The following is a 25635-nucleotide window of genomic DNA, read 5'->3' as shown; positions in this document are numbered from 1 at the left end:
ACTTAAAACGTTTATAGCATGCAACTGTATAACACTTTAAGCGCAGAAGAAAGAGCGGCACTTATTGACGAGGCCGGCAAACAGCGACTCACGCTGTCATTCTATGCGTATGCCAAAATTGAAGACCCGAAAAAATTTCGCGACGATTTATTTATAGCCTGGAACGAGCTTGATGCCCTTGGCCGAACTTATGTAGCCAAAGAAGGAATCAATGCCCAGATGTCTGTTCCTGCAGAAAATCTGGAAGCTTTTCGTGAAACATTAGAAAAATATGATTTCATGAAAAACATACGCCTGAATGTAGCAGTAGAGCAGGACGACCATTCTTTCTTGAAATTGACCGTTAAAGTACGTGATAAGATTGTAGCTGACGGATTAAACGATGACACTTTTGACGTAACCAATATTGGCATACACCTAAAAGCGAAAGAATTCAATCAAATTTTAGAAGATCCGAATACTATTGTTGTTGATTTTAGAAATCACTACGAAAGTGAAATTGGACATTTCAAAGGTGCTATCACACCTGACGTAGAAACATTCCGCGAATCATTGCCAATAATCAACGAACAATTAAAAGACTATAAAGAAGATAAAAATCTGGTGATGTACTGTACCGGAGGAATTCGCTGTGAAAAAGCTTCCGCTTATTTCAAACACCAAGGATTTAAAAATGTCTTCCAGCTCGAGGGCGGTATTATTAATTATGCCAAGCAGATCAAGGAAGAAAATATAGAAAGCAAATTCATCGGAAAGAATTTCGTTTTTGACCACCGATTAGGCGAACGAATTACTGATGATATCATTTCACAATGCCACCAATGCGGAAAACCGTGTGACAATCATACCAATTGCGAAAATGAAGGCTGTCATTTATTATTCATCCAATGTGATGAGTGTAAAGCCGTCATGGAAAACTGCTGTTCTACAGAATGTCAGGAAATCATCCATATGTCATTGGCAGATCAAGTAAAATTGCGTCGCGGTGTCAAAAATGGAAATATGATTTTCAGAAAAGGAAAGTCTGAAAAATTAAAATTCAAGCATTCCGGAGAATTGTCTGATACTCCTTTAGCAAAAGCAAGCATCGATACTCTTGAAGCGGTTAAACCAAAAGACATCCGACAAAAAATCAAAACAAAGAAAGCACTGATTGGAAAAGCGGAACACTATTTTGTAAAATCTGAAATCGGGCAATTTTTGATCGAAAAGGACGAATTGAAAATTGGTGACAAAATTATCATTTCCGGTCCTTCAACCGGAAACCAGGAATTACAGATAACTAAAATGTTTGTCGATGGTGCAGAAGGAACGACTGCAAAACCTGGAGATAAAATAACATTATCTCTTCCTTTCAGAATTCGCCTTTCTGACAAGCTTTATAAAGTCCTGGACTAAAAATATTTCTGTTTTATTTACGTTAAACCTATTGCGGGATTCTGCAATAGGTTTTTGTTTTTCTGCTGAATGGCAACAAATTACAGGCTTTGTATCATTAAAACTAAAAATACTATCTTTACGCACAAAATCATTTTACGAATTTTAAGTTGCGTTAATCGTGACATCTATATAAAATTATGGCTTGTACCAGTTGTTCAACGTCTGATGGCAGTGCGCCAAAAGGCTGTCAAAATAAAGGGACTTGCGGCACCGATAGCTGCAACAAATTAACCGTATTTGACTGGCTGTCAAATATGAGCCTTCCAAACGGAGAGACTCAGTTTGACTGCGTAGAGATACGTTTTAAAAATGGAAGAAAGGAATTCTACAGAAATTCTGAAAAACTTTCGCTTAGTATGGGAGATATTGTGGCAACAGAATCTTCTCCCGGACACGATGTTGGAATTGTAACCCTGACCGGAGAATTGGTAAAGATACAAATGAAGAAAAAGTCGGTAAACCCTACGAGTAATGAGATTCTTAAGATTTATCGCAAAGCAACCCAAAAGGATATCGACATCTGGTCTGAAGCTCGTGCCAAGGAAGAACCGATGAAAGTCAGAGCGCGCGAAATAGCTATTGCCCTAAAATTGGAAATGAAAATTTCTGATATCGAGTTTCAAGGCGATGGTTCAAAAGCTACTTTTTACTATACTGCTAATGATCGTGTAGATTTTAGACAGCTGATTAAAGATTTTGCCAGAGAATTCAGCACAAGAATTGAAATGAAACAAGTAGGTTTCCGACAGGAAGCAGCCCGTTTAGGCGGAATCGGATCTTGCGGTAGAGAACTATGCTGTTCCACTTGGCTAACCGATTTCAGAAGTGTCAATACCTCAGCGGCAAGATACCAGCAACTGTCGTTAAATCCGCAAAAATTGGCAGGACAGTGCGGAAAATTAAAATGCTGTCTTAATTATGAGCTGGACACTTATATGGACGCTTTGCAGCATTTTCCTGACTTCGACATCAAATTGATAACCGAAAAAGGGGATGCCGTTTGCCAAAAACAAGATATTTTCAAAGGCCTTATGTGGTTTGCCTATACCAATAATTTTGCAAACTGGCACGTTCTTAAGGTAGAGCAGGTCAATGAAATTATTGCAGAAAACAAACAGAAAAAGAAAGTTTCTTCGTTAGAAGACTATGTACTAGAAGTAACAGAGGAACCAGAAAAGGATTTCAACAATGCTGTAGGTCAGGAAAGCCTGACTCGTTTTGATCAGCCAAAGAAAAAGAAAAGGCCGAAAAAACGCAAGCAGGCAGCAACGGCAGACAGTCCTGCTACAGAAAAACCTGTAACCGAAAACAAAAATCCGAACGCAAATCCGAATAAAAATAATAACCGGAATAATCAAAAAAATAGGCCACAAAAACCTGCAAACGATAAGAAACCGGAAAACAAAAACAACAATAACAACCGTCCAAAAAATGAGCCTAAAAAATAGCTTACTATTTGTTTTTGCAGCAATACTTTTGGTTTCCTGCGACAAGAAAAGGGTTTTCGACCAATATAAGTCAGTTGGAAAAGAATGGCACAAAGACAGCATTGCGTCATTTACTTATAACAACCAGGACACCACGAAAGCCTATAACTTGTTTGTAAACCTGCGTTCTAATAACGACTTCCCTTTCAACAATATCTTTCTAATTGTTGCTATGGAAGCACCAGGCGGATTAACCAAAGTCGATACGCTTGAATACCAAATGGCCAATCCGGACGGAACCTTATTGGGCGATGGTTTTTCTGATGTGAAAGAAAGCAAGCTTTATTTTAAAGAAAAATACAAATTCAAATCTATAGGAGACTATAAAATTGGCATCATGCAGGCGCTCCGCCAGACAGGAAAAGTAAATGGAGTAGAGTCATTGGCAGGAATAACAGAAGTCGGCTTTAGAATAGAAAAATTAGATTAGCAGTTATGGCAACTAAAAAAAAGAACAATACACAACAAGTTAAGGACGCGGCTTACTACAACAAGAAGTTCTGGAGAATATTCCTATACACTATAGGAGGAGTTTTCCTGATTTTCTTATTTGCTTCATGGGGACTATTTGGATCTATGCCTTCCTTTGAAGACCTTGAAAATCCAGAATCCAATCTGGCTACCGAAATCATTTCTTCTGATGGAGAAACTATCGGAAAGTTTTATAACGAAAACAGAACCGCTATAAAATACTCTGATCTTCCAAAACATTTGGTTGATGCCTTGGTAGCTACAGAAGATGAGCGTTTTTACGACCACTCAGGAATCGACGCAAGAGGAACTTTAAGAGCCGTAACAAGCTTAGGAACAAGTGGTGGAGCAAGTACAATCACCCAACAATTAGCAAAAATGCTTTTCCACAAAGAAGGCTCCCGATTCTTGCCATTCAGGATGATTCAAAAGGTTAAAGAATGGATTATCGCTACTCGTTTGGAAAGACAGTATACCAAACAAGAAATTATTGCCATGTACTTTAATAAAGCCGATTTCGTCAATAATGCTGTCGGAATCCGTTCTGCGGCTAAAGTATATTTCGGAAAAGAACCTCGTGACTTAAAAATTGAAGAAGCGGCAGTTTTGGTAGGAATGCTTAAAAACCCTTCACTTTTCAATCCTATCAAAGAGAAAAGAAAAGAACTGGTCTTCAAAAGAAGAAATACGGTTTTAGGACAGATGGTAAAAAACAACTTTTTGGAAGAAGCAGCAAAAGAATCTTTATCCAAAAAACCTATGGTATTGGACTACCATCCGGAAAGCCATAACGAAGGGATTGCGACTTATTTCAGAGAATACCTGCGTGATTTCATGAAAACATGGGTAAAAAACAATCCTAAAAAAGACGGAACAGAATACGACATTTATCGCGATGGTCTGAAAATCTATACGACAATCGATTCAAGAATGCAGAAATATGCCGAGGAAGCTGTTGATGCGCATTTGACGAATCTGCAAAAAGAATTTTTCAAACAGGCTAAAACCAATAAGAATGCGCCTTTTATTAAATTATCAGATGCAGAAACGGAAAGACTAATGGACCGTGCCCGAAGAGCTTCAGAGCGTTGGAGACAGATGAGCAATCAGGGAAAAAGCGAAAGCGAAATCATAAAATCATTCAGTGTCAAAACAGACATGACCGTATTTTCATGGAAAGGCGAGCGTGATACTATCATGACACCTAACGATTCCATCCGATACTACAAGCACTTCCTTCAAACCGGAGTTATGGCTATGGAGCCAAAAACAGGTTTTGTAAAAGCTTGGGTTGGCGGTATCAATTACAAACATTTCCAATACGATCACGTAGGACAAGGTGCCAGACAAGTAGGTTCTACCTTTAAGCCATTTGTGTATGCTGCGGCAATCGAACAGCAGGGTTATTCTCCATGCGATTCTATTATCGATGCGCCATATACCATTCCAAAAGGCAGACATAATGTAACCGAAACATGGACACCACGAAACTCTAACGGAACTTATAAAGGAATGGTAACGTTGAAATATGCGTTAGCACAATCCATCAATACTGTTTCAGCCAAATTGATTGACAAGGTAGGCCCGGATGCGGTAATTGACCTTGTTAAAAAATTAGGTGTTAAGTCAGACATACCTTCACAGCCTTCTATCGCCTTAGGAGCCGTAGAAATCACTGTAGAAGATATGGTGGCAGCTTATAGTACTTTCGCCAACCAGGGTGTTTATATCAAACCTCAGGTAATCACGAGAATCGAAGATAAAAACGGTGTGGTGCTGTATGAATCAGTACCAGAATCTCATGATGTATTGAACAAAGACATTGCCTATGCTGTTATCAAGCTTCTTGAAGGTGTTACCGAATCTGGTTCGGGAGGGCGTTTAAGAACAGACGGTGGTGGTTTTGGTTATGAAATGATGACTGGTTATCCATATGTACTTAGAAATCCGATTGCCGGAAAAACAGGAACTACTCAAAATCAATCCGACGGATGGTTTGTTGGTATGGTTCCGAACCTGGCAACGGGTGTATGGGTTGGAAACGAAGACCGTTCTGCTCACTTCAAGAGCATCACTTACGGGCAAGGAGCCGTTATGGCACTTCCTATTTGGGGATTATTCATGAAGAAGTGTTATGCAGACAAAGAACTGACCGTTTCTAAAGAGCCGTTTGAAAGACCGGCCAACCTATCCATAAAAGTAGATTGTTGGAAACCAGCCGTAAAAGACACTACAAATGTCGATTTGGAAGAACAAAACACCTCCGAATTTGATTTTTAATAGAAACGCCTTTTTTAAGGCGTTTTTTTATATATTTATCCTCCAAAACAAACATTCTTTATATGATTAATAAAAAAGTAGCATCTGTTTCTGATGCACTGAAAGATATTCAAAATGGGCAGACCATTATGCTTGGTGGTTTTGGTCTGTGCGGAATTCCAGAGAACAGCATCGCAGAATTAGTAAAACTTGAGGTGACTGACCTGACCTGTATCTCAAACAATGCCGGAGTCGATGATTTCGGATTAGGTTTATTGCTTCAAAAGCGCCAGATAAAAAAAATGATTTCTTCTTATGTAGGAGAAAATGCAGAATTTGAACGCCAGATGCTTTCAGGTGAACTGGAAGTAGAACTGACTCCACAAGGAACATTGGCAGAAAAATGTCGTGCTGCACAAGCCGGAATTCCTGCCTTCTTCACGCCAGCCGGTTATGGTACTGAAGTTGCAGAAGGTAAAGAAGCACGTGAATTCAACGGAAAAATGCACATCATGGAAGAAGCTTTCAAAGCAGATTTTTCTATCGTGAAAGCATGGAAAGGCGATGAAGCAGGCAATCTCATCTTTAAAGGAACAGCTAGAAATTTTAACGCTTGTATGGCTGGTGCTGCTAAAATTACCATTGCCGAAGTGGAAGAATTAGTTCCTGCCGGAGTGCTGGATCCAAACCAGATTCATATTCCTGGAATTATGGTACAACGCATTTTTCAAGGTGAAAAATTTGAGAAGAGAATTGAACAACGAACTGTCAGACAAAAAAACTAATTATGGCACTTACTAAAGAAGATATTGCAAAAAGAATCGCCAAAGAAGTAAAAGATAAATATTTCGTCAACCTTGGAATCGGTATCCCAACTTTGGTTGCCAATTATGTTCGTGAAGATATTTCAGTAGAATTCCAAAGCGAAAATGGAGTATTAGGCATGGGACCTTTCCCTTTTGAAGGAGAAGAAGATGCTGATGTCATCAACGCAGGAAAACAAACTATCACGACACTTCCGGGAGCTAGTTTTTTTGATTCCGCATTCAGTTTCGGAATGATACGAAGCCAAAAAGTAGACCTGACCATTCTTGGTGCTATGGAAGTTTCTGAAAACGGTGACATTGCCAACTGGAAAATTCCAGGAAAAATGGTAAAAGGCATGGGTGGCGCTATGGATTTGGTAGCTTCTGCTGAAAACATTATCGTTGCCATGATGCACGTAAACAAAGCGGGAGAATCAAAACTTTTAAAAAGATGTTCTCTTCCTTTGACAGGCGTTGGATGCGTGAAAAAAGTAGTAACTGAATTGGCCGTTCTGGAAATTGTTCCTGAAGGATTCAAACTTTTGGAAAGAGCTCCAGGCGTTTCTGTAGAAGATATTAAAAAAGCCACTGAAGGCAACCTGATAATCGAAGGAACTATTCCGGAAATGGTTATCAACTAATATAAAAAACGAAAGCCACAAGTTAACTTGTGGCTTTCGTTTTTATTGCTTGTAATATTCCTCAAAAGTAAAATTCTCCTTTCGGTATACTTTCCCTTTTTGTGTAAGCGGGATTTTTTTCCATTTCCCATTTTCAAAATTGTAACGAACCGAATCTGCATAGGAAACTACTACCCTTTCTATCGAATCATTTGCGGTTTCATCAGAAGCCACTTCAATTGTCCGGGCGAAAAATGATTTCATAGGCTTGGTTTTAAAATCCGGCTCAAAGCGTTGGTCAACACCATAACCTCCATCCCACATAGAATCCCATTGCGTTACCAACTGTACGCCCTTTTCATCCAAAAAGAACAGGAAGTGAGTATGCGTATAACCGCAGGCAGCAATACCATTGTTACAATGGATAAATCTACTGTCGATATTTTCATTTTCTGAATCCGACATGAATTCCTGATTGATATTCCATTCCGCTCCGCCTTCCATTCCAAAAACAATCTTAGTCGGATAGGTATAGATTTCTTTATTATCCTTAAAAAAACCTATTTCAAAATAGGAAGTACCGATACTGTCTTTGTCATAGCTTCTTTTTGTTTCTGTAATGACAACTTTATCGGCAGAGATTCCTTTGGAATCCAACAGTAATGAATCTTTTTGTATAAAAGTGGATTCAGTCGTTGGAACCACTTCTACATCTGAAGATGTTGTAACCTCAGCTGTTTCTTCTTTTTTATCCGTACAGGAAACACATACTAAAAAAAGTACGATAAGGATATATTTCATAGGCATAATTAATTCCCTTTTGGAATTGCTGCAATTAATTTTTTAGTGTATTCTTTTTGCGGGTTATCATATAATACATCCGCATCGGCCATTTCTTCAATCTTGCCTTTGCTCATGACTAAAACCTGATCCGACATGTATTTTACGACTGCCAAATCATGGGAAATAAAGATATAGGTAAATCCGAAGTTTTCTTTGAGTTCGTTCAAAAGATTCAAAACCTGTGCCTGAACAGAAATATCCAAAGCTGAAACCGATTCATCACAAACAATCAGCTTAGGCTGCAAGGCGATTGTTCTCGCTATTCCTATTCGCTGTCTTTGTCCTCCGGAAAATTCGTGCGGATAGCGATTAAAATATTCTGCGCCCAGACCTACTCTTTCTAAAATTTCTATTGTTTTTGCTTTTCGTTCAGCATCGTTTTTATACAGCTTATGAACTTTCATTGGTTCCATGATAGCTTTGCCAACAGGAATTCTTGGATTCAGCGATGAATACGGATCCTGGAAAATAATCTGGATTTCTTTTCGCAACGCTCTGATATCCTCTTTTGGCAACTTCATAATATCAACACCTCTGTAAAAAATCTGGCCTGCCGTTGCCTTGTCCAACTGCAGAATCGCATTTCCTAAAGTTGATTTTCCGCATCCCGATTCACCAACCAGACCTAAAGTTTCTCCTTCATAAATTTTAAAACTGACATCATTGACCGCTTTGAAACCAACTTTTTTCCCAAAAAGCCCTGCAGAGGAAAAATATTCCTTTTCTACATTTTTCACTTCCAAAATCGGAGTTTGATGGTATAATTTTTCATGCATCTTTTTCCTTTCATCAGCTGTAATGATTTCCTCACTAACTGAATTTTTTAGATAATCCTGTATCGTAGGTAGCCTTTTCAAGCGGACATCAAGTGAAGGTCTTGAACTGACCAATGCTTTAGTATAGATATGCTGTGGGTTGTGGAAAACATCAGAAGCATTGCCTTGTTCTACAATTTCACCCTTATACATTACCAAGACACGGTTTGCAATTTCAGACACCAAGGCCAAATCATGTGAAATAAACATAATGCTCATTCCTGTTTCCTGCTGAATGTCTTTCAGCAATTGGATAATTTCCTTCTGTACGGTTACATCCAGAGCAGTTGTTGGCTCATCTGCTATCAGAATTTTTGGCTTGCAGGCTATAGCCATGGCAATCATGACCCGCTGTTTTTGTCCACCGGAAATCTGGTGCGGATAGCTTTCATAAATTTTTTCCGGATTTGGCAGCCTTACCCTATCAAATAAATCAAGGGTTTCCTTGCGTATTTCTTTCTTGGAAAGTTGGGTGTGCTGCAACAGCATTTCTTCTACCTGAAATCCACATTTTAAAGAAGGATTCAGTGAACTCATCGGTTCCTGAAAAATCATCGAAATGTCACGCCCTCTTAAATTCTGGAGTTCTTCTTTTGAAAACTGAGCTACATTCCTACCTTGAAAAAGAATTTCTCCCTTAGTAATTTTAGAAATGTTTTTAGGAAGCAATCCCATAACGGCTAAAGAAGAAACGGATTTTCCAGAACCGGACTCTCCTACAATCCCTAAAATTTCATTGCTTTGCAAGGCATAACTTATAGAATTGATGATAGGCTTGTACTCACCATCTTTCTTAAAAGAAATTTCAAGAGTATTGACTTCTAACAATGGCTGTTTTTTCATGTTATAAAAATAGCAAAAAGATTTTCCAAAAATTAAAACCCAGATTTCTTTTTAACCGTATATAGTTTATGATTATTTCACAAAACATTGACAATTCTTACATTTTTATCTCTATAAACGCATTTTTAATTCCATTTGAAATAAATTTTTCAAAACATTATTGAATAAAATACAATTCCCTATATTTGGGGGAATTTTTCAAAAACACATAACTATATACAGTGACAAAAAATTCCACTTCCGCTTTTAAAGCACTTTCATTGCTTTTCCTGTTCTCAATTCCTTTTACCGGTTTTAGCCAAGATAAAAATGATATCGAGCAAATTACCAAAAACTACGATCTAAAAAAGCTCAAAGAGCTACAAGAAGTTTATCGAAAAAAGTCTGCTTCTGAGAAACGGCAAGCCCTAAAAGCTGCCAAATTAAACAACTGGCCCGAGTTTATCAAAAATGAAAACGGTACTGTTGATGAATTGATGAAGCTTACTCCAGATGGGTTTCCTTTATATTATTCTGTAAACAATAGAAATGCAGCCAGATCAACAAGAGCTAGCTTTTTAAATACCGGCGGCTCTTTAGGATTAAATCTGGATGGCCAAGGTATGGTTGCCCGTGTTTGGGATGGTGGTAAAGTAAGAGCTTCACATAGAGAGTTTGGCGGCAGAATTACCGTGAATGATGCTGTTGCAAGCTCTTCAGGAAATAACTTCCATGCCACACACGTTACAGGAACTATTGCTGCGACAGGTATTACTCCTAATGCGAAAGGAATGGCGCCATTGGCTCAGGTGAGGACTTTTAACTGGACGGATGATGAGAGTGAAGCTTTGGCTGAAATCCAATCCGGAATGTTACTTTCCAATCACTCTTATGGGGTGCCAATTGTCAATAACGGACAATTTGCTCCTTCCTGGTACATCGGAGCCTATACTACCGATGCCAGAGCATGGGATGAAATCGCTTATAATGCTCCTTATTACCTGATGGTGGCATCAGCAGGAAATAACGGAGAAGATCAAAATCCTCAGCCAATGGCACTAGGTTATGATAAATTAACAGGAAATAAAACAGCCAAAAATAACCTTGTAGTTGCCAATGCTGAAGATGCGGTGATTCTGTCTGATGGTACCCTTGCCAATGTCACGATTAATACCGGCAGTAGCCAGGGACCTACTGATGATTTTAGAGTAAAACCAGACATTACCGGAAATGGTACAAGCTTATATTCTACTTTTGAAACCTCAGATTCTGCTTACGGAACACTTTCCGGAACTTCTATGGCTTCTCCAAACGTAACGGGAACATTATTGCTTTTGCAACAATACTATAAGATAAAAAACAAACACTTTATGAAAGCGGCAACCCTAAAAGCTCTTGCCTGCCATACTGCCGATGATGTCGGAAGTACAGGACCAGATGCTATTTATGGATGGGGATTGCTAAATGCTAAAAAAGCGGCAGAAACCATCACAGCCAATGGATTAGGGACAGTCATTTCTGAAGAAATGCTACAACAAGGACAGACATTTACAATGACTGTAAACTCAAATGGTATAGAACCTCTTGAGGCAACTATTGCATGGACCGATGTTCCGGGTAGAGTAAACAATGGCGTTTTAAATAGCCCAACACCTGTTTTAGTGAATGACCTGGATATTCGAATCACAAAAGGAACTTCTACTTATTTCCCTTGGAGATTGACAAGTGACCCTAACTCGAATGCGGCAAATGATGGTGATAATAAAGTTGATAATATTGAAAAAATAAGCATTCTTGCTGCTGCTGGTACTTATACCATAACAGTAACACACAAAGGAACTTTGGCACGAGGTCCTCAAAATTTTTCTCTTATTGTTACTGGCGTAAATTCAACTTTTGCCTTGGCGCCACTTTCTGAAGACCAAACTGTGTGTAGCAACAGTACTGCCGTATACAATTTCCAACATACTACAACTACATCACAAAACACGAATTTCACAATAGTAGGTCTCCCTGCAGGAGTTTCCGGTAATTTAAGCACTACATCTTCATCAATAAATGAAGCGTTGACAATGACTCTTTCCAACCTGAATACTATCCCTGCCGGCGATTATACTATTGGTATTAGAGGAACGCGTGGAACAGATATAGAAACAAAATATGTAAATCTAAAAATCTATACCGATACATTCCAGAATAGTACGCTATTAAGTCCAGCAAATAATATAACTGGTATGGCACCTTCATTACGATTGGAATGGGAGCCTTCTATAAATGCAGAATCCTATATTCTTCAGGTAGCGACAGATACAGGTTTTGGAAATCTAATTGTAAATCAAGAAGTAACAGAGACGAATTACTTTTTAAATAGCCTTACACCAGAACACAATTATTATTGGAGAGTTCTGCCAAAAAACAGATGCGCAACCGCTACCACTAGCACCGTATATAATTTCCAAACCGGAGCTTTGAATTGCGGCCAGGCTTTTTATGCAACCGATTTTTCAGACGGAACAATAGCCACCACTGCAAATGCAATAGGTTCTGTTCCAATTCTTGTCACTGGCGGTATGACGGTTGGTAATCTTACTGCGACAATAAGCATTTCCCACAGCTATATCGAAGACATCACAGTTTATCTGGAAGGACCGGAAACTATCGGTTCACCTCTTATCAAATTATTCGAAGAACCTTGTGGAGATAATGATGATATTTTAGCTACCGTAAGCGATGCCGGCGTTCCTTTCACATGCGGAGCAACTTCTCCTTCAATTACCGGAACTGTGCGTCCTTTAGAACCTTTAAGCAATTTCAGTAATATTCCTGCTGACGGCGTATGGACATTATATGTCCTTGATAAATATAATGGAGATGGAGGCTTTATCAATAATTTTAGTCTTAGTTTCTGTAATGTTACACCTTCCAGCCTTAGTGTAGCAGACAACCAATTGGCAAATATTTCTGTGTATCCTAACCCTTCAAAAGGTATCTTAAATGTGAGCCTGCCTGCCAACACCGGGAAGACTACCTTACATCTTAATGACATACAAGGAAGAAGAATACTTACGAAAGAAACATCAAACACAAATGAAGTGCTCAATATCGATAATTTTTCAGATGGAGTTTACATCCTTACTATCGAAAACGGAGCATTGAAAACAACAAAAAAGATTATTTTGAACCGATAATCAAATTTTATTTTAAAATATAAATCACTGATACTAATCCCGATAGCAAAAACTATCGGGATTTTTCTTTTTAAGGATATTATTTTGAAAAAGTTTTGGCATGTAAATTGGATAGCTATAAATAACCTTGATTTTTTAAGGTTCGAAAAAGCTGAAAATCGAAAGAGTAGGCAAAATTTTAATTCTTTTGATCATGAAAAAAATTACTCTCTTAGTGGCTAGCATTTTATTCGTTGGGAATATAGCGAATGCAGAAACAACTCATTATTTGGGTGAAAAAAATTTCATTGCAAACTTTGATATGGATGAACCAATTGCTTTCGTCGAAAGGGGAATTACCTTTTATGTTTTTCCTGACGGGCAATTTGATTTTAATACAGAAACAACCGTTACTACTAATGATGGGATTTATTATAGAAACGGCAGAAGAGCATCAAATGCTAATGTAAATACAACCTATGGCGCTCCTGGCGTACGAAATGGACAAGGTGTAAAAATTGAACATGACAGCCAAGGTAGAATCAGAAGAGTTGGAAACGTATTTGTAAACTACGATGCTTATAACAGAATTAAAAGAATCGGTACTGTTTATATGAGTTATAACCGTTATGCCCTATCTCAGATAGGTGGACTCCAACTTATTTACAACCGTCGTGGCGAAATTGTTGACATGATGGGAAGTGTAAAGGGTAATGATTATGCCGGAAATAATGGAAGCTATTATTACGGAAACGGAAGCGGTTACCAAAATGGAAATACCAACAACAATAGTAACTATTATTACAGAACAGATAAAACGCCTGAAAAAGAAAAATAAATGCTCTGAAAAAGAAAAAGCCTTGGAAATCCAAGGCTTTTTTATTTATATGTGTATTATTTCATCTTCTATTAACAGATCTTCACGTCTAAAACGCAATAGGATTTGTGCTACAGCAATCACATCTTTTTCACAATAGGTAATGATTCTGTCAATGTCTTTTTCAACATAATAGACATGACCTACATCGCTTCCGCTAATATCATCTTTAGGCGATGGAATGTTTAAGATTTTAGCCATTAATTTCAGGGAAGTATAATGTTTGAAATCGCCAAATTTCCATAATTCCATAGTATCAAGGTGAGGTATCTCCCAAGGTTTTTTACCAAAAAGATTCAGCTTACTAGGAATCTTTATCTGATTGATAATCATTCGTCTTGCAATAAAAGGAAAATCAAATTCTTTGGCATTGTGTCCGCATAGAATATGCTGCGCCTGACCAAAATGGTTATCTAAAAGATTGCTGAAATCCCGAAGTATTTTCTTTTCGTCTCCAAAAAAAGAAGTGACTCTGAAATGTCGGATATCACCCTTGAACGTAAAATATCCAACAGAAATGCATATTATTTTACCAAACTCAGCCCAGATTCCGGCGCGGTCATAAAACTCTTCCGCTGTAAATTGTTCTTTCCTTTGGTACTGTGTTTTTAAATCAAATAATTCCTTTTTTTCTTCGTCTAAGGCGTTAAATGTTTCTTCTTCCGGAACAGTTTCAATATCTAAAAAGAGTATATGTTCCAGGTTAATTTTTTCTATCATGGCTTAGCATTTCGTATGTCTCGTCAATATATACATAAAAATCATTTCTATGGAAATTCCCATCGGCTCTTTCATCTCTGTTACGGCCTAATCGCACTATTATCAGGTCATCTTTCGGAATTACGATAACATATTGCCCTAAATGTCCTTGCATATAATAAATCTGCTTGTCCTTATAATCGCTTAACCACCAGCCATAACCATACATTGGCGCATCTTCAAATCTGGGCGTAACACACTTCGCTACAAAAGCAGAATCCAAAATCTGCTGGCCATTCCATTTTCCGTGTTGCTTGTATAGTTTCCCAAAACGAGCAAAATCTCTGGCATTGCTTGCGATACAACAATAAGTTTTTTCGATTCCATCAGGACGATCAATTTGCCAAAGCGCTTCGTGTTCTGCTCCCAAAGGTTTCCAAAAATGTTCCGAAACATAATCAGCAAGATGTTCGCCAGTTGCTTTTTCAATTACCATAGACAACAGTTGCGTATTCCCGCTCAAATATTTGAATTCTTTACCCGGTTCGCCAGTAACTTTCAGCCCAAGCATCAAATCAGTAAGGTTATCGTCAAAATAGGCTTTAGTTGTAATTGAAAACGGGCTATAATACGATTCGTCCCAATCTAATCCGGATGACATTGACGACAAATCGCCTACAGTCATCTTGTCGCCATATTTGCCTGCAAATTCAGGAAAAAAATCGGTTACTTTTTGATCCAGGCTTTTGATTTTTCCTTGCATGATTGCTTTTCCTAATGCAGCAGTAACAATACTTTTTGCCATAGAAAATGAATTGGATTTGCTGTCTTTATTGTAGCCGTCATAATAACTTTCATACCAAATACTATCATTCTTAATGATTAAAAAAGCAACTGTTTCGAATTTTTTATGGGTTGCTTCAAGTACATCTGTTGGTTTTGCCTTGTTGTAGTCTTTACTAATGGCCCAAGGTTGTCCTGCTCCTTTTTTAATTTCACGATTTGGAAATTCACTATAATCCTCAAGGAAAGCGGTTTTCTCTCCGTTTAGATATGTAATCCTGACAGCACGTATGAGATAGTCCAAATTAAAGATATACAGCAACAGAATAATTGTTGCCAATACAATTACAAACCACAAAAGGAATTTTTTCAGAAATCTCATACTCTTTAGTTATTGGTTCTAGAATAAGCTTTGCTGCTTTACAGGATTTTCATGATCCAAAAGCCATTTTTTTCTCCATAGTCCTCCTGCATATCCCGTTAATGAACCATCTGAACCGATAACACGATGACAGGGAACTACAATCCAAAGTGGATTTCTTCCGTTAGCAGAAGCTACGGCTCGTATAGCCTTGACATCACCTAATCGGATAGAAAATTCCTGATAAGACAATGTTTTTCCAAAAGGAATTTCAAGCAAGCCTTTCCATACTTTTTTCTGGAATTCTGTTCCTGATGGATTCATTTTGAAAGTAAAATCTTTTCTTTTCCCATCAAAATAATCTTGCAATTGGTTTACGGCATCTTGAAGTTCTGAAGGGATGGTTGTAGAAACAGTTTTTCCTTCGTCAAATGCCAGAATACTGGATATTCCGTTTTCATCACCGTTAATTTCAGCAATGCCCAATGGCGTATTGATGTAGGCTTGTAACATGGAGGATTATTTAAAATCTAAAGTTATGAAAAAAAACTTTCGGATTTATACGAAGCTGTGATAGTCGGATTGTTATTCCATCACCAGCTTAAAGCCTATTCTTGGAATGTTTTCAATCTTTACTGAATTTTCTTCTTTGAAAATTTTGCGAAGACGGGAGATAAATACATCAAGGCTTCTACCCATAAAGTAATCGTCATCTCCCCACAAGGCTGTAAGGATTTTTTCGCGTTTTAGTATCTCATTCTTATTGTCTAAAAACAGCTTCAATAGTGCCGATTCGCGTTCCGTCAGGTTTATTTTTTCAGTATCTCTTGTCAGGCAATAATCGTTTGGAAAAAACTGAAAGCTTCCTATTTCATAACTTTTCTGAGCAATGATTGGAGCTTTGGAACTCCTTTTCAGGAAAACTTCTATTTTCAGGCTTAGCTCTTCCAAACTAAAAGGCTTGACCAAAAAATCATCTGCTCCTAGTTTTAAACCTTTAATACGATCTTCTTTTAAGGATTTTGCAGAAAGAAAAAGTATGGGTATTTCAGTATTGGAATTCCTGATTTCCTGAGCAATCTCAAAACCGTCTTTTTTAGGAAGCATGACATCTAGGATACATAAGTCGTAATTGCCCTTATGAAAATTCTTTACAGCTTCTGCACCATCCGAAAAATGAGTGATGTCATAAAACTGCTCTAAATAATCTATAGTCAGAAACGCCAATGTAGCATCGTCTTCTACATAAAAAATTTTGCTTTTTGCCATATATTATTTCGGAATACTGATTGTTACTGTTATACCGTTATCCGGATTGTTTTTAACATTTATCTTCCATCGGTGCAATATGCAGATTTTCTTTACGTAGAACAGCCCTAATCCAAATCCGCCTACTTCGTTTCGTTTTGCACTCGAAATACGATAGAATTTATCAAAAATAGCATTTAATTCGGGAGTTTCAATACCAATCCCATTGTCCATAAATTCAAGTCGGACTTCTTTTGGTGTTTCCGTAATGGTAATCTGTATTTTTGGAATGGAGTCGTTGTATTTTATAGCATTGTCCAAAATATTGTATACAACATTTGAAAAGTGAAATTCATCTGCAACGATTAGATATTCTGTCTTGTCGCTTTGAATTTCAATAGAAACTTCCTTGTCGTACTTAAGCAATATGGTTTCTTTGGCCAAAGCTGTCACATCCAATATATTAAATGTGGTTTTTTCCAATTCCAGCATATGCGAATCACTTTTGGCAATATGCAGGATTTTTTCAATGTGTTGGTTGAGCTTATTGCTCTGTTCGATTATAATCTGGACATACTTGGAAAGCTTTGGATTTTTGGTAATCTCTTCCTGATTTTTAGCATAGTTAGACGCTATAAGAATTGAAGATATGGGTGTCTTGAATTCATGCGTCATGTTATTGATAAAATCGGTTTGAAGTTCTGTATATTTTTTCTGCCTGATCAGAAGCAAAACTGAATAAACATATATAACCAGAACCAGTACAAGCACACCGGTATACACCCAATATTGCTGAAGCGACGTAATATAATTGTATTTCAGCTGCGGAAAACGGATGGCAAAGTAATAAACGAGCCCTTCCTTTTTGCTAAAACATTTTTCACATCGTGGTGCTTTCTTGTCTGATGAGGAAACATATTTTCCGTACATCATTTCGTCTGAACTGCAATCGTAGATAGCATATTCATAATCGATATTTAGCTTTACTTTCTGGAATTCCGTCTTTAGATAATACTCCAGCACCGAAGCTTCAAAAACATCATCGACATTTACGATATAATAATCGTCCGTAATCTTTTTTATCTGGCTAGTTACCGGAACTTCGGTCTTATTATCCTTATGGATTTTAGCGACCACGTCCTGCAAGGCGAAATGGATCTTCTCACTAAATTCTTTTTTCTCAAACGCATAGGCCTGCGAAAGAGTCAGCAATTGCATAAACAACACGCCTATGATTGCCAAAAGCCCAATGAAGATAATTATATTTAATTTGTTGAATTTCAAGACATGAAGTATAAATAGAGCACGATATTACTATAAATTAGACTGCAAAACAACCCGTTAACAAGTCATTAACAAGACTTGCGAAATGCTTAACATCTTTCTTAAAAAAACTAAATACATTTGTATTGTTCATTTGAAACACCAATCACGAAATCTAAATTAATTTAAAATTTATCTGATTTATGAAAACATTAAAATTATCATTTTTTGCTTTAGCTGGAGCTTTATTACTAAGTGCTTCTTCATTTGCTCAAACTGCTGCTCCTGCAAAAACACAAGCTGTTGCTCTTGCTCCTGCAAAACAAACTGCAAAAGCATCTTTAGTAACTTGGGCATCTGATGTTCACGATTTTGGAGATATCCAAAAAGGAAAACCAGCTTCTTTTGATTTCACATTCAAAAACACTACAAAACAAACTGTTTTGATTACGAATGTAAAAGCTTCTTGTGGCTGTACAGCAACAAATTATACAAAAACTCCAATCAAACCAGGAGAAACTGCTAGCATCACTGCTACTTACAATGCAGCTACACCAGGTGCATTCTCTAAATCTGTTACAGTAACAACTAACGATACTGAAACTCCAAAGATTTTGACTATCAAAGGAAAAGTTATCGAGCCACAATCATAATTGTGACCGATTCTAAAATAAGAAAGCCATCTCAAGAGATGGCTTTTTTTATTTTTCGTTTTTCAAATGGCTATAAAAATAGGCTTCTACAGCTTTCAGCTCTTCATCTGAAAATGTCTTGGTGATCGCAAAGTTGGTCTTCATGACAGAGTACTGGCTCGGGTCAACAATAGGTTCGCTTTTTTCTTTTAGGAATAATTTGATATCACCATTCTTTTCCTTGTAGATTTTTGCGATTTCAACAATACTAGGACCAATAACTTTCTGGTCTGGCTTATGACAGGAATAGCACATTCCTTTTCCATCAAAAATTTCACGCCCCAATTCCAGCTGCTTTTCTTCAGCGGAAACCGTTTTCTCTGGATAAAGCGATTCTTTTTTTGTTTCTTTTTGACACGAAATAAGAAATAAAGCCGGAAGGATAAAAAATAGATTTTTCATGTTGTAAATAAACCTTAACCCTGGCAGGGTTTCGAACCCTGCCAGGGTGGGTTGAATTTTAATTATTTATTTAAAATGATTGCTGCTTCTTTCGCAAAGTAAGTAGAAATAATATCTGCCCCTGCTCTTTTAATGCAATGTAACTGTTCTATCATAATCTTGTCATGATCCAGCCATCCTCTTTCTGCAGCAGCTTTTACCATGGCATATTCACCTGAAACCTGATATACTGAAACCGGAACATTTACCGCATTTTTTACTTCTCTTACAATATCAAGATAAGCAATTCCCGGCTTGACCATTACAATATCAGCTCCTTCTTCCACATCATGCAAAGCTTCTTTGATAGCTTCAATTCGGTTTGCATAATCCATCTGATACGTTTTCTTGTCTTTTGGAACATCCATATTATCTACAGGAGCGCTGTCTAATGCTTCACGAAACGGTCCGTAAAAAGAGGACGCATATTTGGCACTATAGCTCATAATTCCAACATTATGATGTCCGTTTTCTTCCAAGGCTTTGCGTATTGCCAAAACACGTCCATCCATCATATCGCTTGGTGCTACAAAATCAGCTCCAGCTTCTGCATGGCTCAAGCTCATTAAGGTCAACGCATCAACAGTAGCATCATTGATTACTTGTCCTTTTTCGATAATCCCGTCGTGTCCATAAATAGAATACGGATCAAGGGCCACATCTGGCATAACTATCATTCCGGGAACGGCATCTTTGATAGCACGGATGGTTTCCTGCATCAGTCCGTTTTTATTCCATGCTTCTTTTCCGGTATTGTCTTTTAGCTTGTCGTCTACTTTTACATAAATATTGACAGCCTTGATTCCCAAATCCCAAAGTTCTTTTACTTCTTTGACTGTCAAATCCAACGAACGACGGTAAATGCCCGGCATGGATGGAATTTCAACCTTATAGTCTTTTCCTTCTGCAACAAACATTGGAAACATAAAATCGTTAGGAGACAGATGAGTTTCCCGAATCAGGCTTCGGATAGAATCATTGGTTCTTAAACGGCGATTTCTTTGTAGTGGAAACATAATTTTTAGATTTTAGATTTTAGATTTCAGTTGAGACTTTCATCTAAAATGGTATTGATTTAAATCCAATCAATCGGATTCTGTAATATCTTGATTAATTTTTCTTCTTCACTTCCGGCTTCCGGATGATGGTCATAAACCCACTGCACATGTGGCGGCAGGCTCATTAGTATACTTTCTATCCTTCCGTTGGTTTTTAGTCCGAAAAGCGTTCCTTTATCATGAACCAGATTAAACTCTACATAGCGTCCACGGCGGATTTCCTGCCAGTTTCTGTTTTCTGATGTATATTCTAAATCTTTTCTTTTTTCTACAATTGGGACATAGGCTTCTAAAAAGCTGTTTCCTACTTCTGTTACAAAATCATACCAATTGTCTAACGTAAAATCTTCTGAAGCTTTGCAATAGTCAAAAAACAATCCGCCTAGACCTCTGGCTTCATTTCTGTGTGCATTCCAAAAATAAGCGTCGCATTGCTTCTTAAATTTTGAATAAAAATCCGGATTATGTTTGTCGCAAGCAGACTTGCAGGTTTGGTGAAAATGTTTGGCGTCTTCTTCAAACAAATAATAAGGCGTCAAATCCTGTCCACCGCCAAACCATTGGTCTACTATATTTCCTTCTTTGTCATACATTTCAAAATACCTCCAATTGGCATGAACCGTTGGAACCATTGGATTTTTAGGATGGATAACCAGACTCAATCCACAAGCAAAAAAATCAACATCACCAACCTTAAAATAAGCCTGCATGGCTTGTGGCAATGAACCGTGAACAGCAGAGATATTAACGCCGCCTTTTTCAAAAACGGCTCCGTTTTCAATTACACGGGTTCTTCCGCCGCCGCCTTCGGGACGTTCCCAAATGTCCTGTCTAAAGGTTGCTTGTCCGTCAACTCGTTCTAGTTCGGCAGTAATTTTATCCTGAAGATTTTGTATGTATGCGTAAAATTTGTTTTTCATTTTGGTTATGCTTTGGCTTTGGCAATTTTATTGAAAATATCAAAAGAAAATACTTTACTTTCTTTTTGGATGTATTCGTAAATAGCCACGGCTTTTTCTTTTAATTGTGTTCTTTCTTCTTCTTTACGGTCAGAAAGCAATACTATAAAATCTGCGAACTGTTCAGCATTGGCCCAATCAAAGTGAAATTTTTCCAGATGGGCAATCAATTCATCTGACGAAAAATCCAATAGGTTTCTCAAGGTCAGTTCTAAATAATTAAGATGTTTTTCCAATTCGTCCAAATTCCAGTTTTCCGGAATATAGGTCAGTGAAATCAGTTGCTTGAGGATATTGTTAATCCTTTCATTCTCTTCGTCACGTAATCCTTTGGTTAGCATTTTCCTCTATTTCTGATTTATGATTTGGGATTTGGGGATTTGGGGATTTGGGGATTTGGGATTTTTGATTTGAGGTTTCAGTCTAAAATCATAAATCTAAAATCCTAAATTAAGATCTATATTCTTTTACAGCGTCAACAAATGCTTTGGCATGGTCAACAGGAATGTTTGGTAAAATTCCATGTCCTAGATTGGCAATGAATTTGTCTTTACCAAATTCGTTAATCATTTCCGTAACCATTTTTTTGATTGTCGGAATTGGCGAAAGCAATCTTGACGGGTCAAAATTTCCTTGCAACGTGATTTCTCCTCCCGACAAATATCTGGCGTTTCTTGGCGAACAAGTCCAGTCTACTCCTAGAGCCGAAGCCTTACTTCTACCCATTTCATTCAAAGCAAACCAACAGCCTTTTCCAAAAACAATAACGTGTGTTTCAGGGGCTAATGCTTCAACAATCTGGTTGATGTATTTCCATGAAAATTCCTGGTAGTCTGTTGGAGAAAGCATTCCGCCCCAGCTATCAAAAACCTGTACCGCATTGACGCCAGCCTTTACTTTTTCTTTTAGGTAAGCAATTGTAGTATCGGTAATTTTTTGCAATAATACGTGTGCTGCTTCAGGGTGCGTAAAGCAAAATCCTTTGGCTGTATCAAAACTTTTTGAACCTTTTCCTTCTACAGCGTAGCAAAAAATAGTCCATGGAGAACCGGCAAACCCAATTAACGGAACCTCATCATTCAGCATTTCTTTGGTCAACTTAATGGCATCCATCACATAACCTAATGTTTCATGAATATCCGGAACCACGACTTTTTCTACATCCTGAATAGTTCTGATTGGATTTGGCAGAAACGGCCCGACACTTTCTTTCATAAGGACTTCAATTCCCATTGCCTGTGGCACGACCAGAATGTCCGAAAACAAAATGGCTGCATCAGGAGCAATCCTTCTGATTGGCTGTACCGTAATTTCAGCTGCCAATTCCGGAGTCTGGCAACGGGTGAAGAAATCATATTTGTCACGCAGGGCGATGAATTCCGGCAAATATCTTCCGGCTTGACGCATCATCCAAACTGGCGGACGTTCTACAGTTTCTTTATTGAGTGCTCTTAAAAAAAGGTCGTTTTTTATCATTTTTATTTGGCTTTTGGCTTTAAGCTTCGAGGCTTAAAGCTTTCATTGATGACTTAAATTTGCTTAGGCGTATTGCCTAAAGCTTTTTACTATAATAATTTATTGCTTGAATAATCACATTTTCAACGGTCTGCTGTTTTGCGATTATTATTTTATCTGTTATTTGTTCCAAAGGCTCTGCCGTGGTAGTGCCAATACAGAAACAAATCTGGTTTTCTATCGTATTTTCCTTCAGGTAGCTTTGCACGCCCGATGGGCTGAAAAAAAGTATTCCATCCACCGTACCATTTACCTTTTGCGGCGTCAGGATGGTTTCATATACTTCAATTTCTTTGAGGCTTATATTGGCTTTTTGTAAGGCTTCCGGTATGGTATCGCGTCTCAGGCTTCCTGAAAAAAACACAAAACTTTCTCCTTGAAAATCGTTTACAATAATTTCTGCCAATTCCGAAGCATATTCTTTTGAAGCAAGAACCTTGTAGCCGTTTTGTTCTAACAAGGCTTTAGTTTTTGTGCCAACACAGAAGATCTTTTTGCTTTTAAAATTTTCAGATTTCTTATTTTCCAAGAAACTTTTCACGGCATTCTGGCTGGTAAAAATCAGGCTTCCAACTTCATCTTCTAACTCAAATTTCTTCCCTACTGTCTCAATAAAATTGGCTTCTAGTACTGAAAAACCAGCATTCAGTAAAAACTGCCTCTGGTTTGGCAACAGTTTTTTTGTGGATAAAATTCGAATTGGTTCAGACATCTCACTTGAAATTTATTTCTTTAAATCTCTCCTGATAGCTTCCATCAATTTCTGTCCACCATTGGCAAGAATTTCTGATGCTGCTTCCTGTCCGAAATTTTTATAATGAGTCACTTCGACTGTCTTTTCTATCTCGAGTTTTTCTTTTCCGTCAATTGAAAAAAGCACACCTTCAAAACGAATTTTATCACCCAATACTTCAGCAAAAGCACCAATAGGCGCAGTACAGCCGCCTTCAAGTGTTCTTAGAAATTGGCGTTCAATATGCGTGCAGATTTCACTTTCGAAATGGTTTAATTTTGCTGTTGCTTCTTTGCAGAAATCATCGTTTTCCATTGCAACGATTACCATCGCACCTTGTGCCGGAGCTGGGATCATCCAATTCAGAATGGTATGATTTTCTGGTAAAATTTCAATTCGTTCCAATCCTGCTTTGGCAAAAACGGCACCGTTCCAATCGTTATCTTTTAATTTCTGCAATCTTGTATTGACATTGCCACGCAAATCGACAACTTGATGGTTTGGGTATCTATGTAGCCATTGTGCCTGACGACGCAAGCTTCCTGTAGCTACCGTTCCGCTGGAATGCAGGAAATCCAGATTTCCTTTGTGTACTAAAATATCTTCGTGATTGGCTCTTTTTAAAACTGCAGTTTGGACAATGCCTTTGGGAAGTGCTGTTGGGACATCTTTCATCGAATGTACCGCAATATCAACTTCGCCTTTAATCATGGCTATATCCAATGTTTTTGTGAAGATTCCGGTAATTCCGAATTCGTAAAGCGGAATGTCCAGAATGACATCGCCTGTAGATTTCACGGCAACAATTTCTGTTTGGTACCCTAAATCGTTTAGTTTTTTTTCTACCGTGTGAGCCTGCCATAGCGCTAATTGGCTGTCGCGGGTTCCTATTCGGATTATTTTATTCATTTTCTGGAAGGTTCAATCTGAAAAACTTTCTCAATCCATTCGATACTTTCATCAACCATGGTATCACTGTCTTTCAAATGATTGGCAAAATGAGTCGTTATTTTCTGGATAATCCTCTTGCTGATAATTTCAGCCTGCTCTTCATCAAAATTACTGATTTTTTTTCGCTGAAAGTTCAGTTCGGTATCTTTAATAGAGTTTAGTTTTTCTTTTAAGGCATGAATCGTAGGAGCAAATTTTCTGTCATTGACCCAGTCCGTAAATTCTTCCATCATTGTTTCAATAATCAACTCTGCCTGAGGAATATGTTTTTTCCTGTTTTCTAACGTAACATCGGTTATTTTCGACAAATCATCCAGATGGACTACGGTTACGCCAGGAATATTCTTGACATTGTCATGAACATTTTTTGGAATCGACAAATCCAGGATTAAAAGCGGTTTGTTTAGCGTCAGGATTTCGTTATCGATTGTTGGATTACTTGCTCCAGTAGCTACAACCAATACATCTGCTTTTGGGATTTCCAACGGCAACAAATCATAATCTTTTACGATTAGATTGAATTTCCCTGCTATTTTTTCAGCTTTGTCTTTTGTACGGTTGATCAACGTGATATGGTCGTTTTTGGTATGTTTTACCAAATTTTCACACGTATTTCTTCCTATTTTTCCTGTTCCGAAAAGCAATATGTTTTTATTGCTGACATCTGGAACATTATTCATTATATATTGTACCGAAGCAAAAGAAACAGAAGTAGCTCCTGAACTTAATTCGGTTTCATTTTTGATTTTTTTGCTCGCTTGAATAACTGAGTTCACCAATCGTTCCATAAAAGCGTTAGCAAGACCTTGCGATTTTGCTTCTGAAAAACTGGATTTTATCTGACTGATGATTTCAAAGTCGCCTAAAATCTGGCTATCCAAACCGGTTCCGACTCTGAAAATGTGATGTATAGCTTCCTGGTTTTTATACACAAAACCTACTTTTTGAAACTCGTCTACAGTTCCCTGGCTGTTATCGCAAAGTAATTTAATCAGTTGAAATGGGTGCTCTGCAAAACCGTAGATTTCGGTTCTGTTGCAAGTAGAAGTAACTATCAAACTGCTAATCCCGCTTTCTTTTGCCTGACGCAAAACTTCGGATTTAGCCTCATTACCTAAACTGAATTTTCCTCTAATCTCTGCATCAGCTTTCTTGTAACTCAATCCAACTGCATAGAAGTAATGATGCTTTGACAAGTTATTTTTGTTCATAGTGCTACTTTAAAGTATAACGAAACAAACCTTCGAACGGATTTTATTTCGAACACCACAAAATTATAGCTATACGTTTTATAAAAGTAACGCTGAAAGTGCTATTTATATCGC

At 37.7% G+C, this 25635-nt stretch carries 24 protein-coding genes; 9 read left to right on the top strand and 15 right to left on the bottom strand.

Features of this window, described 5'->3' with window-relative positions:
- Window positions 1-18: 18 nt before the first annotated feature.
- The 6 genes from trhO (at window position 19) to FJA49_RS03900 (ending at window position 7104) form a co-directional block, all read left to right on the top strand.
- Window positions 19-1398 carry an oxygen-dependent tRNA uridine(34) hydroxylase TrhO gene (gene trhO / locus FJA49_RS03925; RefSeq protein WP_139999068.1) on the top strand — a complete coding sequence of 460 codons (1380 nt, stop codon included), beginning with the start codon at window positions 19-21 and terminating at the stop codon, window positions 1396-1398.
- Between the two features lie 179 nt (window positions 1399-1577).
- Window positions 1578-2888, top strand: a complete 1311-nt coding sequence (locus tag FJA49_RS03920) for a PSP1 domain-containing protein (protein WP_139999066.1) — start codon at window positions 1578-1580, stop codon at window positions 2886-2888.
- A complete protein-coding gene (locus tag FJA49_RS03915) occupies window positions 2872-3357 on the top strand; it encodes a gliding motility lipoprotein GldH (RefSeq protein ID WP_139999064.1) in 486 nt (161 codons plus the stop codon). The genes FJA49_RS03920 and FJA49_RS03915 overlap by 17 nt, the downstream gene beginning before the upstream one ends.
- A gap of 5 nt (window positions 3358-3362) precedes the next feature.
- On the top strand, window positions 3363-5678 hold the full coding sequence (locus FJA49_RS03910) for a penicillin-binding protein 1A (protein WP_139999062.1): 2316 nt from the start codon (window positions 3363-3365) through the stop codon (window positions 5676-5678).
- A gap of 62 nt (window positions 5679-5740) precedes the next feature.
- The gene (locus FJA49_RS03905; protein ID WP_139999060.1) at window positions 5741-6442 is read left to right on the top strand and encodes a CoA transferase subunit A; all 702 of its coding nucleotides are present in this window, start codon (window positions 5741-5743) and stop codon (window positions 6440-6442) included.
- 2 nt (window positions 6443-6444) lie between these two features.
- Window positions 6445-7104 (top strand): 3-oxoacid CoA-transferase subunit B, encoded by a 660-nt coding sequence (locus tag FJA49_RS03900; RefSeq protein WP_139999058.1) that lies wholly within the window; start codon window positions 6445-6447, stop codon window positions 7102-7104.
- 42 nt (window positions 7105-7146) lie between these two features.
- On the opposite strand, the gene FJA49_RS03895 is transcribed toward FJA49_RS03900, so the two are convergent.
- Window positions 7147-7884, bottom strand: a complete 738-nt coding sequence (locus FJA49_RS03895; RefSeq protein ID WP_139999056.1) for a hypothetical protein — start codon at window positions 7882-7884, stop codon at window positions 7147-7149.
- Between the two features lie 8 nt (window positions 7885-7892).
- Window positions 7893-9584, bottom strand: coding sequence for an ABC transporter ATP-binding protein (locus tag FJA49_RS03890; RefSeq protein WP_139999054.1), 1692 nt, complete (start codon window positions 9582-9584; stop codon window positions 7893-7895).
- Between the two features lie 221 nt (window positions 9585-9805).
- Here FJA49_RS03890 and FJA49_RS03885 point away from each other — a divergent pair, with 221 nt between their 5' ends.
- Window positions 9806-12751: a S8 family serine peptidase gene (locus tag FJA49_RS03885; RefSeq protein WP_139999053.1), complete on the top strand. Its 2946-nt coding sequence runs from the start codon at window positions 9806-9808 to the stop codon at window positions 12749-12751.
- A 193-nt stretch (window positions 12752-12944) separates the two neighbouring features.
- On the top strand, window positions 12945-13568 hold the full coding sequence (locus tag FJA49_RS03880; RefSeq protein ID WP_139999051.1) for a hypothetical protein: 624 nt from the start codon (window positions 12945-12947) through the stop codon (window positions 13566-13568).
- 45 nt (window positions 13569-13613) lie between these two features.
- On the opposite strand, the gene FJA49_RS03875 is transcribed toward FJA49_RS03880, so the two are convergent.
- The 5 genes from FJA49_RS03875 to FJA49_RS03855 form a co-directional block, all read right to left on the bottom strand.
- Window positions 13614-14327, bottom strand: a complete 714-nt coding sequence (locus FJA49_RS03875; RefSeq protein ID WP_139999049.1) for a 3'-5' exonuclease — start codon at window positions 14325-14327, stop codon at window positions 13614-13616.
- Entirely contained in the window at window positions 14311-15471 is a 1161-nt protein-coding gene (locus FJA49_RS03870; RefSeq protein WP_139999047.1) for a serine hydrolase domain-containing protein, read from the bottom strand. The genes FJA49_RS03875 and FJA49_RS03870 overlap by 17 nt, the downstream gene beginning before the upstream one ends.
- 18 nt (window positions 15472-15489) lie before the next feature.
- Window positions 15490-15963: a methylated-DNA--[protein]-cysteine S-methyltransferase gene (locus FJA49_RS03865; RefSeq protein ID WP_139999045.1), complete on the bottom strand. Its 474-nt coding sequence runs from the start codon at window positions 15961-15963 to the stop codon at window positions 15490-15492.
- Between the two features lie 72 nt (window positions 15964-16035).
- Window positions 16036-16719 carry a response regulator transcription factor gene (locus tag FJA49_RS03860; RefSeq protein ID WP_139999043.1) on the bottom strand — a complete coding sequence of 228 codons (684 nt, stop codon included), beginning with the start codon at window positions 16717-16719 and terminating at the stop codon, window positions 16036-16038.
- Between the two features lie 3 nt (window positions 16720-16722).
- Window positions 16723-17982, bottom strand: coding sequence for a sensor histidine kinase (locus FJA49_RS03855; RefSeq protein ID WP_139999041.1), 1260 nt, complete (start codon window positions 17980-17982; stop codon window positions 16723-16725).
- 182 nt (window positions 17983-18164) lie between these two features.
- On the opposite strand from FJA49_RS03855, the gene FJA49_RS03850 reads away from it, so the two are divergent.
- Entirely contained in the window at window positions 18165-18614 is a 450-nt protein-coding gene (locus tag FJA49_RS03850) for a DUF1573 domain-containing protein (protein WP_139999039.1), read from the top strand.
- A gap of 48 nt (window positions 18615-18662) precedes the next feature.
- On the opposite strand, the gene FJA49_RS03845 is transcribed toward FJA49_RS03850, so the two are convergent.
- The 8 genes from FJA49_RS03845 to hemA form a co-directional block, all read right to left on the bottom strand.
- Window positions 18663-19055 (bottom strand): c-type cytochrome, encoded by a 393-nt coding sequence (locus FJA49_RS03845; RefSeq protein ID WP_139999037.1) that lies wholly within the window; start codon window positions 19053-19055, stop codon window positions 18663-18665.
- 62 nt (window positions 19056-19117) lie between these two features.
- Window positions 19118-20110 carry a porphobilinogen synthase gene (gene hemB, locus FJA49_RS03840; protein ID WP_139999035.1) on the bottom strand — a complete coding sequence of 331 codons (993 nt, stop codon included), beginning with the start codon at window positions 20108-20110 and terminating at the stop codon, window positions 19118-19120.
- 59 nt (window positions 20111-20169) lie between these two features.
- The gene (gene hemF / locus FJA49_RS03835) at window positions 20170-21072 is read right to left on the bottom strand and encodes an oxygen-dependent coproporphyrinogen oxidase (protein WP_139999033.1); all 903 of its coding nucleotides are present in this window, start codon (window positions 21070-21072) and stop codon (window positions 20170-20172) included.
- Window positions 21073-21077: 5 nt separating this feature from the next.
- The gene (locus FJA49_RS03830; RefSeq protein ID WP_139999031.1) at window positions 21078-21452 is read right to left on the bottom strand and encodes a hypothetical protein; all 375 of its coding nucleotides are present in this window, start codon (window positions 21450-21452) and stop codon (window positions 21078-21080) included.
- Window positions 21453-21561: 109 nt separating this feature from the next.
- Entirely contained in the window at window positions 21562-22587 is a 1026-nt protein-coding gene (gene hemE / locus FJA49_RS03825; RefSeq protein ID WP_139999029.1) for a uroporphyrinogen decarboxylase, read from the bottom strand.
- Between the two features lie 76 nt (window positions 22588-22663).
- Window positions 22664-23338 (bottom strand): uroporphyrinogen-III synthase, encoded by a 675-nt coding sequence (locus FJA49_RS03820; RefSeq protein ID WP_139999027.1) that lies wholly within the window; start codon window positions 23336-23338, stop codon window positions 22664-22666.
- 12 nt (window positions 23339-23350) lie between these two features.
- Window positions 23351-24268 (bottom strand): hydroxymethylbilane synthase, encoded by a 918-nt coding sequence (hemC, locus tag FJA49_RS03815; RefSeq protein ID WP_139999024.1) that lies wholly within the window; start codon window positions 24266-24268, stop codon window positions 23351-23353.
- Window positions 24265-25521 carry a glutamyl-tRNA reductase gene (gene hemA, locus FJA49_RS03810; RefSeq protein WP_139999022.1) on the bottom strand — a complete coding sequence of 419 codons (1257 nt, stop codon included), beginning with the start codon at window positions 25519-25521 and terminating at the stop codon, window positions 24265-24267. Before hemA ends, hemC begins: the two co-directional genes overlap by 4 nt.
- Between the last annotated feature and the right edge of the window lie 114 nt (window positions 25522-25635).

This window comes from Flavobacterium microcysteis, assembly GCF_006385255.1.
In the GTDB taxonomy this organism is placed as follows: domain Bacteria; phylum Bacteroidota; class Bacteroidia; order Flavobacteriales; family Flavobacteriaceae; genus Flavobacterium; species Flavobacterium microcysteis.
This window is presented reverse-complemented; position numbering and strand designations above follow the sequence as displayed.